This is a genomic window from Legionella quateirensis (genome assembly GCF_001467955.1).
Taxonomy (GTDB): Bacteria; Pseudomonadota; Gammaproteobacteria; order Legionellales; family Legionellaceae; genus Legionella; species Legionella quateirensis.
Window position 1 is genome coordinate 188,253 of record NZ_LNYR01000006.1, and the last position, 15,425, is coordinate 203,677.

The following is a 15,425-nucleotide window of genomic DNA, read 5'->3' on the forward strand; positions in this document are numbered from 1 at the left end:
ATCCTATGCAGGACGTGAAGTGATTACAGATTACTTTCGAGTATTAAGCAGGCAACAGGAAATCATTGTTGGTTCAAAAATTCCAAGAGGACAACCTAATAATATGCACTCGCATTATTAATAGACTCTTGATTATATTCTTACATAAGTAAGAAAGGTCATATCGTATTGATTTTTCTCATCATGCTGTCGAAATTCTTCATTTCGACAGTTCCATACTAAGTTATTAATTTCTGGAAAATACACATCGGCAGAAAAAACATGTTGAATTCGAGTGAGGTATATCCTGTGAGCAATATCTATGGCCTGGGAAAATAGATTAGCGCCGCCAATAATCATTACTTCATTTTCTTCACATGTGGAGGATATTGCTTTCTCCAGTGAATCTAAAACAGTGACTCCGTCTATAGCAGTCGACGAATGGCTTAATACAATATTCTTTCTTCCTGGTAATGGTCTGCCAATTGATTCAAAGGTTCTCCGACCCATGATAATTGGTTTACCCATAGTTGTTTGTTTAAAATAATGTAAATCAGCCGGCAAATGACACAGTAGTTGATTGTTACACCCCAAACCACCACGCTCATCTACTGCTGCAATTAAGCTGATAATACTCATATACTGTTCCTTGCACTCGCCATTTCCACAGCCATATGAACTGCTGCTAATAAACTCCCAGAATCCGCGCTGTTTTTTCCGGCTAATTCCAATGCTGTTCCATGATCCACAGATGTTCTTATTATGGGTAATCCAAGTGTGACATTAACTGAATGATTAAAGCCCGCAAATTTAAGTACAGGCAATCCTTGATCATGATACATTGCCACATAAGCATCACATTTATCCTGATTGTTTGCAGTAAACATGGTATCTGCAGGTAATGGACCTTGAACATCAATTCCTTCTTTTCTTAGTGCTATTAATGCAGGGCTTATGACCTCAATTTCTTCTCGACCCAAATATCCTGATTCGCCAGCATGGGGATTTAACCCGGCTACTTTTATCTTTGGATTTAAAATACGAAAATCCTGAATTAATGAGTGATGAAGAGTATCGATTACCTTAATTATTAAAGAGATGTTTATTGCATCAGGAACTTGACGAAGTGGAAGATGAGTCGTAACTAACGCAACTCTCATAAGCGGACAAGCCAACATCATTACTACTTGTTCAACGCCAAAAAACTGCGCAAAAAATTCTGTATGACCTGAAAAAGGGATGCCTCCAGCATTAATATTGGCTTTATGTACTGGTGCAGTGACTAATGCAGAAAACTCACCGGTGCTACAAAGAGTTGCACCAAGGGTTAACAGTTCCAAAACATAGGCTGCGTTTTCAGGATTTAGCTGCCCTGGAATGACAAATCCAGGGCAAGGTACGGACAGAACCGTTAAACAACCCGGTTCCGATTTTACAGTTTCGTCAGATTTATATTCATAAAAATCAATTGTCCTTGATAATTCAATCGCTCTTAGCTTAAGGACATTCAAATCACCAAGAATAACTAAAGGTACATCATAACCTGCAAGAGCCAAACATAGGTCTGGACCAATTCCTGCTGGCTCACCACTGCTAACAAGCAGTGGCTTCATGCTAGATCCTTATCGACAATATTTACGTATGCTTCAGTTCGTAAGTGCTGTTGCCAATTTTGGACTGCTTCAGCAAATTTACGTTGTTGTAAAAACTGTCTTACTTGTTGACGTTTAAATGATTCAGAATCATCTTTTTGTTTACGTGCGATGACTTCAATCAAATGCCAACCATATTGAGTTTTCACCGGTTGACTTACTTTATGTAAAGGTAAGTTATTCATAGTCTTCTCAAATTCAGGTACCAACTCCCCTGGACTGACCCAACCTAAATCCCCTCCTTTCACAGCACTCGTAGCATCCAAAGAATATTGTTTAGCCATAAGAGCAAAATCTTTTCCTGATTTTAATTGTTGGTATATGTTTTTCACTTGTTTCAATGAATCAGAAGGTAACATACTGGCATCAGGCTTCAGTAATATATGACGAACATGAGTCTGGGTCACCACATGATGCTGATTATCCCCACCCTTAGCAATCAATTTAATTAACTGAAAACCATTTCCTGTACGCAAGGGGCCTACTACCTGACCTACATTCATTTTCACCACTTCTTTCGCAAAAATTTCGGGCAATTCAGCTAAATGCCGTTCTCCCAAGTCGCCACCTTCCAAAGCCAGTTCGCCACTGGATTCTTCAATTGCCAATCGACTAAAGTCTTCACCTTTTTTAATTTTCGCCAGTAATTTTTCCGCATTTGCTCTGGCGCTTTTCAGTTCTTCAGTAGTAGGCTCCTCATTTAAGGGAATCACTATATTTTGCAAATGAAATGTCACTGCCGAATTATCAACTGTATTCGCTGTTTTCAAATACTGTTCAACCTGCTCATTGGTTACTTGAACTTCTTTTCCTACTGCTTTTTGTTGCAAACGACTAAGCAACATTTCTTTACGAATATTTTGTCTGTATTCCTGCCAGGTGATTCCCTGTTTGGTAATCTCTTCACGTAATTGAGACAAAGTTAAATTATTCATCGTAGCCACTCGCTCAATCGCTTCGTTGAGCTCTGTACTGTCCACTGTAATTCCATGTTGCTTCGCCAATTGCATTTGCAAGTCGACATCGATTAAATGCTGCAAAACCTGTTTACGTAAAACAGACTCTTCAGGCATTTGCATTTTTTGAGCAAGAATCTGTTTTTTGGATAATTCAACTTGTGCATCCAACTCACTGGAAGTAATTACTCCGTTATTAACAATTGCAACAACTTTATCCAACAGCTGTTTGCCTTCAGCGATATTCAACCCTGAAAGTAAAATGCACAATAATGCCAATCTTTTTAACATGCCTTAATCCTCATTTACTCTTTGCCGCGCAATTTAGGTTATTCTTAATCAAAATACAAGCAACTTTGGTTAAATTCTACTCTAATTATCGACGGAATGGATCATTATATCCTGGAATATAGGTACTCAGTATATTATAAGGATCACTATTTGCCACTGATCCTAAGCCTTTTAATAGTAATTGCAAATAAACATTATTATTATATTGAGGTTCAAAATCATCATTTAGATTTTTAAATGTCCGTCCACCCATTACTCGTACTGCCCAACAACAGCTATCATATTGCACACCAAACAAAGACATCATACTGTAATTTTTGCTAATATTCTGGCTGTATGCTCCAATGCTGCTCCACTTTTCACTTAATGGCCAGGAAAAAGCGACAATACCTTGATTTAGCGCGTTATTTGCTGTTCCATTGTTCCTGACTGCAGTTACATCTCCATTAACCAAATAACTGTAACCCCCGCTGATTATAGCATTGGGGATAGGTTGATAATGCAAATTTAAATCGGCATTATTTGTGGCCTTGGTAGCAGGATCCCAAATGTAATCGCCCGATACTGCCCAAGCGGGATTTATGCGATAAACCGCTCTTGATGCAACGGGTGATGAACCAAATGTTGAGGATAAATGACCAAAAGTATTGGGATCATCGACACAATAACCCGTAGGACTTTGACATAATTGAACTTTCCTGTCAGAAAAATACTTGATTTGGCCTATAGTAAAATTAGCTCGTTCAACACCCGTTTCTTCAGATAACCAACGTGAAGTGAGCGCATAAGCCAATTGATTTGCATCTCCAATTCGATCAAATCCTGAAAACCGGTTAGTTCTGAATAATTGATCCGCATTGAATATCATAATTCCTGAATCATAAACGGGAATCGGTGTCTGATTTTGAAATGGAACACGCAAATAATAGAGTCTTGGCTCTAACGTTTGAGTATATGATTCACCCTTTAACAAGAAATCTCGTTCAAAAAATAACCCGCCATCCACACTAAATCGAGGAATAGTGCGATTAAAATCCTGATGATATGAACCCCAATTTGTGTTGTTTTGCACACTGTAATAATTTTCCACAAATTGAACAGAAGGAGTGACATACCCCCATGGCTTCATGATTGGAACTGATAATATGGGATTAAAATGAAATCGAGGCCCTTGAGGCATTCTCAAGGGAGCCAAATCCCATCGATCAACGGGCCAATGGAACTGATCGTATTGGCCGAGAATATTGACATTGGCATTAAACGGTAAATCATAGTAGTAACCATTTGCCATTAACTGAGGTAATCGTTCATAAACAGGGGAAAGACGTATTTCATTTACTGGTTGTAATGTTTGGTAGCTTTGCCCCATTCCTCTGAAGGTCCAATTTTCTGTAGAATAAATTAAGTCCGCCTGGCGTAATAATTGTCGTTGGGTAATCATCACCAGATTAGAACTGAAATCCTGAAAATAATAATCATCAGATACTTGCTCCAGATTAATATTCATCTGTAAATCAGGAGTAAAATAGGTTCTATCCAAAACTCCAAAAGACCAGCGATTTGTTGAATTTCCAAGAAGTCTGGGATATTGAACTTCGTTATTCTTCAAAAAAGTACCAAAGGCTCGATCATCGGGTAGAAAACTGCCCTGAATTTTTCCGGAGCTCATTCCTGTTAAATAACGAAATTCCCCCCCCATCATAACACCACGTTCAGAATACAAATGGGGCTCGATAGTCATGTCATAATTTGGAGCGATATTCCAATAATAGGGTAAGCCCAGATCAAAACCACCCACATTGGAATATCCGGCAAGCGGCATCAAAAAACCTGATTTGCGTTCTTTGCTGGTAGGAAAACTGAGATATGGAGAATAAAATACAGGCCAATCATGAATTCGTAATACCGCATTACGCGCAACGCCTTTCGCCTTTGCATCATCCAAAGTTAAGGTTTCAGCCTGTATATCCCACGCTTTATCCTGAGGAGCACAGGTTGTATAAGTTGCTTTGCGCAAGAAGTAATCTTTGTTCGCGAATCGTCTGATTAAACTGGCACGTCCCCATGCTGGGAGCGCAGCATTGTTTCGATTCGTGTTAAAACGGTATAATACATCTTCCGTTATTCCTGATTTATCCTGCGGATTAATGACAGCTTTACGTGCAATCATCAATCTATCAGGCTCCAAATAGCGAACATCTCCCAAAAACTCAATTTTTGTGACCTCATTGGTCTTGGCGTCTCTATATACATAGGCTGTTTGCGCATTAACAACACGCTGATCTTGTTGCACTTCAACATTGCCAGAAAGAGTGGAGCGTTTATCACGGTAAAAAGAAACACGGTCAGCCAAAATGCGCACTTCGTCAACGCTGGCCAAAGGCGTAACGGTTGTTGGCTTATAAGAACCCAAACATAAAGGGGAACTTTGATCAGCCTGCCAGCCTAGACATTCAGCAAATTTAGCCCGTATCGCATCCGTTAAATCAACATCTCGAGCGATGACACAGGCTTGTACCGGTTCAGATATAAGAGAGGCAGAATAGGCAAACCCATGATAAATCAGCAGAATCAGCAGGCCTCCGGACATACCAGCACTTATGAAAAACCATTTGGCTGAATTAAAGAAATCGGTCACGATTTCAGAAGAACATTTAAAAAAACAATAGGCTCTCTCTCGCAATAAGACGATTCGTGAAAAATAATTAAGAAGCTTCTTATAAAACCTGATGTTCACAGCAAACAAAATGCCTTATGATGCACACAATTATCCTCATTTACGACGAGTATATAAATTGATAGCCGGTAATAAAGTAGGGAAGTATAACATGCATGAAAGAGAAAACGCACTGAAACTGTGGTTAGATCATGTTATTCCTCAGAAAGATTATAGCCTGACTCCGCTGGCAGGAGACGCCAGTTTTAGAAGGTATTTTCGTATACAATATAATGGCTTATCCCGGATAGTCATGGATGCGCCACCAGACAAAGAAGATCTTGAGCCATTTATTCATATTGCCAAAACCATTGCCAGTGCCAATGTAAACACGCCCGAAATTCTTGCTATAAATAACGAACAGGGATTTTTGTTGCTGAGTGATTTCGGCGATCAACTTCTGCTAGGTACATTAGAAGAACATACAGCAGACTCCTATTATCACGAAGCCATTAAAACTCTGCTTAAAATTCAAACTTGTTCCATTAATGATCCCCAATTACCTGCTTTTGATAAACAATTCATGTTGAATGAAATGGCACTTTGTCCTGAGTGGTTTTTTAAAGGATACTTGAAGCTGAATTTGCAAGAAGAGGAATCACTTCTGTTGCAACACATGATGGAACGGATTGCCACTGAAGTAGCTCAACAGCCTTTAACTTTTATTCACAGAGATTACCACTCACGTAATCTGATGTTAATTAATGGTCCAGACTCTGTTGATTTTGGAGTTATTGACTTTCAAGATGCTATGCGTGGCCCCTTAACTTATGATTTGGTCTCTCTTCTCAAAGACTGTTACATCTCCTGGCCCAGAGACAAGGTACTGCAATGGGTTCAATACTTTTATGAACATAATACTAGTGCGCAAAACACTTATACTGTTCCTGAGTTTGTCCGAGCCTTTGATCTTTGTGGACTGCAAAGACATTTAAAGGTTTTAGGAATTTTTTGTCGATTGTATTTACGAGATCATAAATCCGGCTATCTGAATAATTTACCTCTTACCTTAAAATATGTTCTTGAATGCAGTGAAACCTATGAAGAACTTCATCCCCTCTTTCATTTTCTGCAAAAACGAGTGTATTTACCATGAAAGTAGCGATGATACTGGCAGCAGGAAGAGGTGAACGTTTAAAACCGCTAACTGATGCTCAACCCAAAGCACTGTGCATGGTTAAAAATAAACCACTGATAGAGCACCATGTACTCAATCTAGCAAAAGCAGGTTTTGAAAAACTAGTAGTAAACCATGCTTATCTAGGCGGTCAAATCAGACAATTTCTGGGTAATGGACAACGCTATGGTATAACAATCTGTTATTCTCCTGAGCCGCCAGGTGGACTTGAGACCGGAGGTGGAATAGTAAAAGCATTACCTCTATTGGGTACTAAACCATTTGTAACAGTCAACGCCGATATCTATACAGATTTCAATTTCGCGCTACTTGATCTTGAGTTAGAACAGCCGATTCATCTGATTTTAACTAACAAAAACCCAACATTAAATCATCATGGGGATTTTAGTTTAATTAATCAAAATCAACTGCGTAATGAAAATCCAGAATATACTTTTGCAGGTATAGCCGTTTATCATCCATACGTATTTAATCAATGCAAGCAGGGAAGATATTCTGTTACTCCATTAATTCGACAGTTGGTGACACAAAATAAGGTATCTGGAAGCCTATATCAAGGCACTTGGTTTGATATAGGCTCGATGGAGCGACTCAAAGCGGCTAATAACGACTAGCCACCTGAGGACATGCCAGTAGTTGAAGGCTCTATAGTTGGCTCAATCTCAAGACCTTCTTCTTTGCCAACGGCAGGTTCCCTGCGCACTTCGGGAGCTTTTTCTACAACTGTTGCTTTTTCAGCTACGATTTGCTCTTCTGGATATTCATGTAGTTGCACAGTAACTGGAATTCCTTTTTCTTCCATAAAGGACTCACATCCTAATTCTGGATCCGTGATTATTGCTTTTAAATCTTCTGGATCGGCATTCACCTGTTTCCCATTTGCAGCGACTACCACTTCACCATTATTATCTGCCTCGTATATCTTGCTTCCCTTGCTTACGTTATTTTGTTTGGAAAACCAGGCATTTAATAAAGTATCCAATGCCCCAATTTGCTCAGTGGAAAGGGAACGTCCATCGGCTGCACTATACCCCCGTAATAACTCACCAAAATTCCCAAAAGCAATATCCAGATTAATGGAACTGTTAATTGTTCCAGCCAGTCTTTGAGCAGCAGCCGTTGCCAGATTCTCTTGCATATTCTGGAAATCAGTTAAGAATTTTTGATCGCCAAACCAGTAATTATTACTGGGCGTTAATTTATGGTAAACGAAGTCAGCATATTCATCTACTTTTTCCATAATATCCCGACACTCCTCCAGCATTTTTGTATCGATAAGAAGCTGTCTAAATTGTTGAGCAAAATATCTAGCGCCGGGGATTGAATTTCCCGTTAGCCTCATACCCTGTAAAAGTATTTCCTTCGGGGGCAGTGGTTTTTTGGACATGTTATTCATCTCTCTAAAACTGTTGAAGTACTGTTTCAGTTAAAATCACCAAGGAAATGACAATCACAACATTTCTTAGTTCAATTTAATTCTTCAGATCTATTATAGCAAAACCATTAACATTCTATTTGGCGTGAAACGCAACTCCTTGAAATGTAAATAAAGTAGGTAAATTGTATAGATTTATTATAGCAAACCAGCCCCATTGTTCTGGTGGCTGGTCTTTTAATAAATGTTAATTAATTGAAAATTTTACATAAAAGGAGTTTTAATTGTATCGATAACTGAATTAAATGTTTTCTTTTTCATAGAGTCAAAGGTGAACTCATCAACCAGAATCGCATCCCAACGAGCATCTTCAACTGCCAGTAAATCACTCATTTCTTGTTGATTTAATTCGCCTTTTTCAACTTTTTCCTGCAATTTCGCTTTCAGTTTACCGAATTTAAATCGTTTTAGATCCGTTATCTTTGCAGTAAGACCTTCAGTTTGAATGATCAATTGAAGAGCATGCTCCATTCGATCTACTGGTTGTTTGGGATCACCACTTAAAAAGATGTATTTTTTCACTCGATCTCGGTAATTATTATTGCCAGTCATTAATTTTGCTAATTTTTGATCCAATTTGTCACTGGGGTATTGCATGGTTTGTCCAAAAGGAAAAGCCAGTAAACGCGCAACGACGCCTAACACTCTGGAGGGAAAATTATGGCATAGAGCAATCATGGATTTTTGTGCGTGATAAAAACAATAACTGACAGCCCATTTTGCATGGATTTGTTCATCAGGATGATCTTGATTCATCTGCACATTACGTAAAGCCGCCATAGCCATATAAAGGTAAGACATACCATCAGCAAGACGAGCGGACACACGCTCTTTCCTCTTTAAATCACCACCTAGATAGATTAAAGACAAATCAGCAAGCCAGGCGTAAGCATGACTTAAACGGGCTAAACGCTTATATTCCCGTTTCATAGAATTATCAGGAACCGAAATAAAGATCCCACCGGTCCATGCAGAACATACCGTTTTAGCGAGATTTTGCAAGAAATATTGAATATGTTTCCAGATTACCTCTCCGAATGCCTCTTTATTCTCACCTGCAACGGCATAAAATTCATCGCGAATATAAGGATGACACGCCATGGAACCCTGGCCAAAGATCAGCAGATTTCGTGACATGACATTTGCTCCTTCCACTGTAATCGAGATAGGAACGCCTTGATAAAAACTGGTTAAATAATTACGAGGACCGACGACGACAGCACGTCCGGCATGTACATCCATAGCCGAATTAACTACGATTCGGGCTAATTCTGTATTGAAATACTTGGTAATTGCAGAAGCAACAGAGGGCTTTTTATGCTCATTCACCGCCGCAACCGTCAATAAGCGGGTTGAATTAATTAAATAATTTAAACCAGCAATTTCGGCTAACTTTTCTGCTACTCCTTCAAACTGTGCAATTTCTACATTAAACTGACGACGAATTCGTGCAAAAGCTCCAGATGTTAAATAAGACACAGAAGAAGATCCTGCACCTAAGGCTGGTAATGAGATAGAACGTCCAATTGACAAGCATTCAACCAACATTTGCCAACCTGCCCCGGCTTTTTTCTGGCCGCCAATAATAGAGGTAACAGGTACAAAAATATCTTTGCCACGGATGGTCCCGTTCATAAAGGGTTGGTCAGCAGGCAGATGTCTGTTACCAATCTCAAGATTTTCAGTATCCCTCGGAATCAATAAACAAGTAATACCTTCCTCACCCTCACCCTGTAATAAACCATCAGGATCCTTCAAATTAACTGCCAAACCGATTAGCGTAGCTACTGGAGCCAGGGTAATCCAACGTTTATCTAAAGTAATATTAAGGCCTAATACGGTTTTACCTTCAACTTTCTTTTTAACCACGATGGCGTCGGATTGAATGGAAGTGGCATCACTGCCTGCACCAGGTTCAGTCAAGGCAAAACAGGGAATATCAATTCCCTTGGCAAGACGAGGTAAATAATACGCTTTTTGATCTTCTGTGCCGTAATAGTTGAGTAACTCACCTGGGCCTAAAGAGTTAGGCACCATAACTGTTACAGCAGCCACACCTGATCGGCTCGCAAGTTTTAATACAACATCCGAGTGTGCTCGTGCTGAAAAGCCCTTACCACCAAATTCTTTGGGTATCACTAATCCAAGGAACCCTTTTTCTTTAATATAATTCCATACTTTTGCCGGTAAATCACGTTCCTGACTAATTTCCCATTCGTCCAGCATGCTGCATAAAATTTGGGTCTCATTATCTACGAATGACTGTTCTTCCGCGGTAAGCTCGGTGCTCACTTTGGCTAATCTGTCCCAATCAGGCGTTCCGGTAAAAATGTCCTGCTCCAGCCAGGTATCTCCGGCATTTAAAGCTTCTTCTTCTGTTTTGGTCAGTTTAGGAATTGATTTCCCAGCAGTCTTATATAAAAAATCCGCAATATAAGCACGTACAGGCTCAACTTGAACGATTAATATGGCAACCAGAATAACAGCCCATAGCACTATTCCTATTACCCATGGAAAACCCAACCCAAAAGTCGCTGGAATCAGATAAACAATGCTACCAATCACCCATACCATTGGATTCATGGCTCGATATAGCACTACCAGAGTAAATACCAAATAAACTAAAAAGAATAATAATGCCATAAATATACCTTCCTTTGCTTTTTTATTATTGCAGGATAGATTGCTAGTATATACTCTTTGCACTCCATTTTGCGAGTATCATATTATTCACTTTTGAAAATGAAATCGAAGGTTAAACTTGCATAAATTAACTTAATAATCTAGGGTAAAATTATGAGCATAGGTGATTGAAATATGACCACTCGACTTGTATGGAATTTTGAATTTTCGACAACAAAGACGATTCCCTTAACGGATCTCATCACTGATGAGCAAGATGAAATTAAATGGGAACGACGTTTTTTTTGGTCTGAAGATGAAATTATCCATTTAACCTGCATTGATAATTCATTGTTGGATCTGGCTAATTATCATCAAAAACATAAAGAGGATTCCTATTACCTACTCCCGGACTCTAATTTAAATATTAAACTTCGACGTAATGAATTATTGTACAAACCCATACTGCAACACACCCCATCGGCAACAGGATTCGGTACCAAAATTAATCTGGACACGATACACGATCAAACTGATACTGCAGAAGACGTTAACTCAGATTATTTAGGTTCTATTGCCCTGGAAGCCCGACAAAAGGGCATTGAAGTATTGGTCAGGAAAGAGGCTTTTATTTATAAATTTCCAACCATTCCTCATATAAAACTGGAGCTCGCTCGGCTGGAAGTAAAAGAGCATGTCTATTTTAGTGCCTGTATTGAGGGTAAATCGTTATATTTAGTAGAATTACTTAGCGAGCACTTGCTGGGCAAGCAGGTTTCCTGCGAATATGTATCATTCCTGAAAAACATCATTAAATCATGATCAAAACCCTTTTAAGTATAATCTACAGCTTTGGAAAAATTGGCATCATCTCCCTGGGTGGAGGAAATTCCATGCTGAAACTCCTGGAATATGAAGCGGTTAATTACAGACATTGGGTAGAAAATGAAGAGTTCATAGGAATGCTAGGAACCAGTTTCTTATTTCCTGGTCTAACTGCGGTAAAATTGTCAGCACTTATTGGATACAAAGCTGGAGGAGCTTTAGGCTTAATCCTTGCAGTGCTATGCCTTAATCTACCTGGCCTGGTTATGGCAATACTGGGTTATCATTGGTTAACGTCACATAACGGACCCGTTACGCGAAAAATAATGATTTCAGTACAATATGGCGCCTTAGCCCTATTGGCTGCAGCAACCTTTTCGGTCGCTCAGGGTGTTATTGACGTGCATTTTTCCATCCCTATTGCATTAATTACTCTATTGTTTTTTATAGCCTTAACCGTATGGAATGTTTCTCCTTTTTATGGCTTTCTTGGATTTATAGCGCTATGTTTTTTTTTGGTGCGCTAAATACTCATTATGAATCAATAAAAAATGGCTAAAACCTACTGGTGGGTTGAGTTTTTTCAGATTAAGCTCTACCCTGAATAAAAAGAAGAAAATGGAGTTCCCCTTGGATACGACTCTGGATAACCCAGACTATTATATTAATAGAGAGTTTTCTGCTATTGCATTTAATCAGCGAGTACTCATGCTCGCTAATGATGATCGTGTTCCATTATTAGAACGGATGAGATTTCTTAGTATTTGCAGCAGTAACCTCGATGAATTTTTTGAAATTCGTGTTGCTGGACTTAAAGAAAAAATTGCCCTTTCCTCCGGGAAATTAACAATCGACGGCTTAAGAGCCGACGAAGCATTTAGCCAAATCAGTCAAAGAGCACACCTTTTAATCGATCAGCTCTATAGCATCTTCAATAAACAATTACTTCCTGCGTTGCGCAAAGAAAATATTCATTTCCTTGAAACACATCAGTGGACTGATGATATTCACTTATGGGCAAAACATTATTTTAAAAATGAAATATTGCCTGTAATCAGCCCCATAGCATTAGATTTGGCGCATCCTTTACCCAGATTAATTAATAAAAGCCTTAACTTTATCATTTCTTTAAGTGGTAAAGACGCCTTTGATCGAAATATTAATTACGCGGTGGTACATGCCCCAAGGTCTATACCACGCATGATTCATTTACCTTCAGAATTATGTGGTGATGCTCATTATTTTGTTTATTTATCCTCCATCATAAAAACCCATGTAAACAGCTTATTCCCAGGAATGGAAATAAGCGGATGCTATTCTTTTCGCCTGACTCGAAATAGCGATCTGTTTCTTAGAGAAGAAGAGATTGATGATTTAGCTAAAGCGGTGCAGCGAGAAATATTTTCCCGCCATTATGGGCATGTGGTTCGATTGGAAATTGAACAAAAATGTCCAGATAAAATTGTAGATTTTCTTTTACAAAAATATCATCTACGCCATGAAGATGCCTATTATTGTGATGGTCCTGTTAATCTTCAACGATACATGACCGCCATTAACAGCATAGACAGACCGGATCTTAATTATCCTGTTTTTTCCGCACAGTACCCTAAACTACCTAAGTCACAGCGTAATTTATTTAACGTTCTTGATGAACAAGACATATTATTGCACCATCCTTATCAAAGTTTTGATTTGGTCATTGATTTTGTAAGACAGGCCGCCTCAGATCCCAATGTATTGGCAATTAATCAGACACTTTACAGAACTCACTCAGAATCAGTGATGGTTGATGCCTTGGTGAACGCAGCACACTCAGGAAAAGAAGTAACTGCGGTTATTGAATTGCGTGCCCGTTTTGATGAAGAATCTAACCTAAAACTGGCGAATAAGCTTCATGCCGCGGGTATTCTGGTGCTTTACGGTGTGGTGGGTTATAAGACTCATGCCAAAATGACCTTGGTCGTTAGAAGAACGCACGGCAAATTAAAACGTTATGTACATTTAAGTACTGGAAATTACCATGAACAAACCGCGAAACGCTATACTGATCTTGGATTGTTAACCGCTGAACCAACGATTACCTCTGATGCCCAGCTGATTTTTCAACAGCTAACAGGATTAGGAAAGGTAGTAAAACTGAAGGCGCTAAGTCACTCCCCTTTTACCCTGCAAAAAACACTCTTACAACTGATAGAACAATGCAGTGCCGCAGCCTCTGAAGGCAACGAGAGTGAAATTATGCTTAAAGTAAACGGACTAACTGATAAAGTGATTATCCAGGCTCTATACAAAGCATCACAGGCAGGAGTAAAAATTAATCTTCTGGTTCGTGGAGTGTGCTGCTTAAAACCCGGATTGCCAGGTGTTTCTGACAACATCAGAGTACTTTCATTTATTGGTCGTTTTCTGGAACATCATAGAATATTCTACTTTCGAACAAATGAAGAAGAACATTATTTTTGCGCCAGTGCAGACTTAATGGAAAGGAATTTATACCATCGCATTGAAATTATGTTTCCAATACTTGAGGAAGAATGTAAAAAAAGAATCAAGAATGAAATTATTAAAAACTATCTGAAAGACAATAGTAACACCTGGGAAATGCAAAGTGATGGTACTTATAAACCCACAACACAAGGCAATAATTGCGCCCAAGAAAAATTAATTGAACTTTATGCAGAAAAAGATATTCCAATTTAGCATTAAAACACTAGGGTGTGTTGACAATTCCGATTTCGACGTCGCGGGACGTTGGGAATAAATTGATGAATTGTCAACACAACCTAGGAGCTGCTTCAACAAAGTCGCGAAATAGCATGTTAAATCAATAGTGTTTTGTTCAACTTGCCTGGCTCTTCCCTGGCAAGGCGTGGTAATAAATATCCAGGCAACAGACTTTGTAATTGCTGGTAGATTGTTTGTGCTTTTGAAATGGACATATCAAAGTGAGCAGCACCTTTTACCTTATCCAAAACATGGAGATAATAAGGCAGTACTCCATAAGAAAATAAAGCATGGCTTAATGCAGCCAAAAGTTGGGGATCATCATTTATTCCTGTCAATAAAACACTCTGATTCAGTAACAGACAACCTGCTTTCTTTAAGTCAGTACAGGCTTTAAGAACGTTCTCATCCAACTCTTGTGCATGATTACAATGCAAAACAATTACTTTATTTAATCGAGTTGATTCTAATATAGAAAGTAAATGACTATCTATTCGTTCGGGAAATACTACAGGAATACGCGTGTGCACCCGTAAGGTTGTTACATGCTGTATTTGCTCTAATTGTTCGATCAATTCCTTTAATACCAAATCAGAGGCAAGCAATGGATCTCCTCCACTTAATATAACCTCAGAAATTGACGGATCATTCGCAATATATTCACAAATCTCTTTCCAGCCATTTCGTCCCGGGTTATTTTCCTTATAGGGGAAATGCCTTCTAAAACAATAACGACAATTAACGGCACAAACTCCAGTTACAGTTAAGAGTACGCGTCCGTAATATTTATGAATTAAGCCTTTTAACGGGTTAGTGCTTAATTCCTCAAGTGGATCCAAACTGTACGCCTCATGACTTACCAACTCGCCTTCTACAGCCAATACCTGTAATAACAAGGGATCATTCGGATTACCCTTCTGCATTCGATTTGCGAAACTCAAGGGTATACGGGAGGAAAATTCTTTCTCGGCTAAAGCGCTTCCCATTTTATTTGGCAATTCTAAATAACTTAATAAATCAGTTGCTGAATTGAATCCTTGTGCTAATTTTTTTTGCCAACTCAAAGAGGTATCTCGCATTAATT

At 38.9% G+C, this 15,425-nt stretch carries 13 protein-coding genes (1 of these 13 only partly in view); 6 read left to right on the forward strand and 7 right to left on the reverse strand.

Annotation, left to right across the window (positions count from 1 at the left end):
* Nucleotides 1–121: the 3' portion of a DUF3421 domain-containing protein gene (locus Lqua_RS03325; protein WP_058472860.1), read on the forward strand. The gene continues 419 nt to the left of window position 1, outside the view; only the last 121 of its 540 coding nucleotides appear in the window; the start codon falls outside the window, past its left edge; the stop codon is at nucleotides 119–121.
* 11 nt (nucleotides 122–132) lie between these two features.
* On the opposite strand, the gene Lqua_RS03330 is transcribed toward Lqua_RS03325, so the two are convergent.
* The 4 genes from Lqua_RS03330 to Lqua_RS03345 form a co-directional block, all read right to left on the reverse strand.
* Nucleotides 133–618, reverse strand: coding sequence for a dihydrofolate reductase (locus Lqua_RS03330; protein ID WP_058472861.1), 486 nt, complete (start codon nucleotides 616–618; stop codon nucleotides 133–135).
* The gene (pdxA, locus tag Lqua_RS03335; RefSeq protein WP_058472862.1) at nucleotides 615–1,592 is read right to left on the reverse strand and encodes a 4-hydroxythreonine-4-phosphate dehydrogenase PdxA; all 978 of its coding nucleotides are present in this window, start codon (nucleotides 1,590–1,592) and stop codon (nucleotides 615–617) included. The genes Lqua_RS03330 and pdxA overlap by 4 nt, the downstream gene beginning before the upstream one ends.
* Nucleotides 1,589–2,878: a peptidylprolyl isomerase gene (locus tag Lqua_RS03340; protein ID WP_058472863.1), complete on the reverse strand. Its 1,290-nt coding sequence runs from the start codon at nucleotides 2,876–2,878 to the stop codon at nucleotides 1,589–1,591. Before Lqua_RS03340 ends, pdxA begins: the two co-directional genes overlap by 4 nt.
* A gap of 85 nt (nucleotides 2,879–2,963) precedes the next feature.
* The gene (locus Lqua_RS03345; protein ID WP_420798051.1) at nucleotides 2,964–5,468 is read right to left on the reverse strand and encodes an LPS-assembly protein LptD; all 2,505 of its coding nucleotides are present in this window, start codon (nucleotides 5,466–5,468) and stop codon (nucleotides 2,964–2,966) included.
* 238 nt (nucleotides 5,469–5,706) lie between these two features.
* Between Lqua_RS03345 and Lqua_RS03350 the strand changes: the two genes are divergently transcribed.
* Together Lqua_RS03350 and murU are read left to right on the forward strand one after the other, a co-directional pair.
* Entirely contained in the window at nucleotides 5,707–6,690 is a 984-nt protein-coding gene (locus Lqua_RS03350; RefSeq protein WP_058473075.1) for an aminoglycoside phosphotransferase family protein, read from the forward strand.
* Nucleotides 6,687–7,346 carry an N-acetylmuramate alpha-1-phosphate uridylyltransferase MurU gene (gene murU, locus Lqua_RS03355; RefSeq protein WP_058472864.1) on the forward strand — a complete coding sequence of 220 codons (660 nt, stop codon included), beginning with the start codon at nucleotides 6,687–6,689 and terminating at the stop codon, nucleotides 7,344–7,346. Before Lqua_RS03350 ends, murU begins: the two co-directional genes overlap by 4 nt.
* On the opposite strand, the gene Lqua_RS03360 is transcribed toward murU, so the two are convergent.
* Nucleotides 7,343–8,119, reverse strand: a complete 777-nt coding sequence (locus Lqua_RS03360) for a hypothetical protein (protein WP_058472865.1) — start codon at nucleotides 8,117–8,119, stop codon at nucleotides 7,343–7,345. The genes murU and Lqua_RS03360 overlap by 4 nt on opposite strands.
* A gap of 252 nt (nucleotides 8,120–8,371) precedes the next feature.
* A complete protein-coding gene (locus tag Lqua_RS03365; RefSeq protein WP_058472866.1) occupies nucleotides 8,372–10,810 on the reverse strand; it encodes an acyl-CoA dehydrogenase in 2,439 nt (812 codons plus the stop codon).
* Between the two features lie 174 nt (nucleotides 10,811–10,984).
* Between Lqua_RS03365 and Lqua_RS03370 the strand changes: the two genes are divergently transcribed.
* From Lqua_RS03370 to ppk1, 3 genes are all read left to right on the forward strand, one after another.
* Nucleotides 10,985–11,611 (forward strand): hypothetical protein, encoded by a 627-nt coding sequence (locus Lqua_RS03370; RefSeq protein WP_058472867.1) that lies wholly within the window; start codon nucleotides 10,985–10,987, stop codon nucleotides 11,609–11,611.
* On the forward strand, nucleotides 11,608–12,141 hold the full coding sequence (locus tag Lqua_RS03375) for a chromate transporter (protein ID WP_058472868.1): 534 nt from the start codon (nucleotides 11,608–11,610) through the stop codon (nucleotides 12,139–12,141). The genes Lqua_RS03370 and Lqua_RS03375 overlap by 4 nt, the downstream gene beginning before the upstream one ends.
* A gap of 91 nt (nucleotides 12,142–12,232) precedes the next feature.
* Nucleotides 12,233–14,317, forward strand: coding sequence for a polyphosphate kinase 1 (gene ppk1, locus Lqua_RS03380; RefSeq protein WP_058472869.1), 2,085 nt, complete (start codon nucleotides 12,233–12,235; stop codon nucleotides 14,315–14,317).
* Nucleotides 14,318–14,436: 119 nt separating this feature from the next.
* On the opposite strand, the gene epmB is transcribed toward ppk1, so the two are convergent.
* Complete coding sequence (gene epmB / locus Lqua_RS03385) at nucleotides 14,437–15,420, reverse strand: EF-P beta-lysylation protein EpmB (RefSeq protein ID WP_058472870.1); 984 nt, start codon at nucleotides 15,418–15,420, stop codon at nucleotides 14,437–14,439.
* Nucleotides 15,421–15,425: the final 5 nt, after the last annotated feature.

Bases quoted from the DNA above. Each gene is read 5' to 3' on its own strand.
- pdxA (WP_058472862.1), bottom strand. From the start codon at position 1,592: ATGAAGCCACTGCTTGTTAGCAGTGGTGAGCCAGCAGGAATTGGTCCA.
- Lqua_RS03365 (WP_058472866.1), bottom strand. From the start codon at position 10,810: ATGGCATTATTATTCTTTTTAGTTTATTTGGTATTTACTCTGGTAGTG.
- Lqua_RS03370 (WP_058472867.1), top strand. From the start codon at position 10,985: ATGACCACTCGACTTGTATGGAATTTTGAATTTTCGACAACAAAGACG.
- Lqua_RS03375 (WP_058472868.1), top strand. From the start codon at position 11,608: ATGATCAAAACCCTTTTAAGTATAATCTACAGCTTTGGAAAAATTGGC.
- Lqua_RS03360 (WP_058472865.1), bottom strand. From the start codon at position 8,119: ATGTCCAAAAAACCACTGCCCCCGAAGGAAATACTTTTACAGGGTATG.
- epmB (WP_058472870.1), bottom strand. From the start codon at position 15,420: ATGCGAGATACCTCTTTGAGTTGGCAAAAAAAATTAGCACAAGGATTC.
- Lqua_RS03345 (WP_420798051.1), bottom strand. From the start codon at position 5,468: ATGTCCGGAGGCCTGCTGATTCTGCTGATTTATCATGGGTTTGCCTAT.
- Lqua_RS03350 (WP_058473075.1), top strand. From the start codon at position 5,707: ATGCATGAAAGAGAAAACGCACTGAAACTGTGGTTAGATCATGTTATT.
- Lqua_RS03330 (WP_058472861.1), bottom strand. From the start codon at position 618: ATGAGTATTATCAGCTTAATTGCAGCAGTAGATGAGCGTGGTGGTTTG.
- Lqua_RS03340 (WP_058472863.1), bottom strand. From the start codon at position 2,878: ATGTTAAAAAGATTGGCATTATTGTGCATTTTACTTTCAGGGTTGAAT.
- murU (WP_058472864.1), top strand. From the start codon at position 6,687: ATGAAAGTAGCGATGATACTGGCAGCAGGAAGAGGTGAACGTTTAAAA.
- ppk1 (WP_058472869.1), top strand. From the start codon at position 12,233: ATGGAGTTCCCCTTGGATACGACTCTGGATAACCCAGACTATTATATT.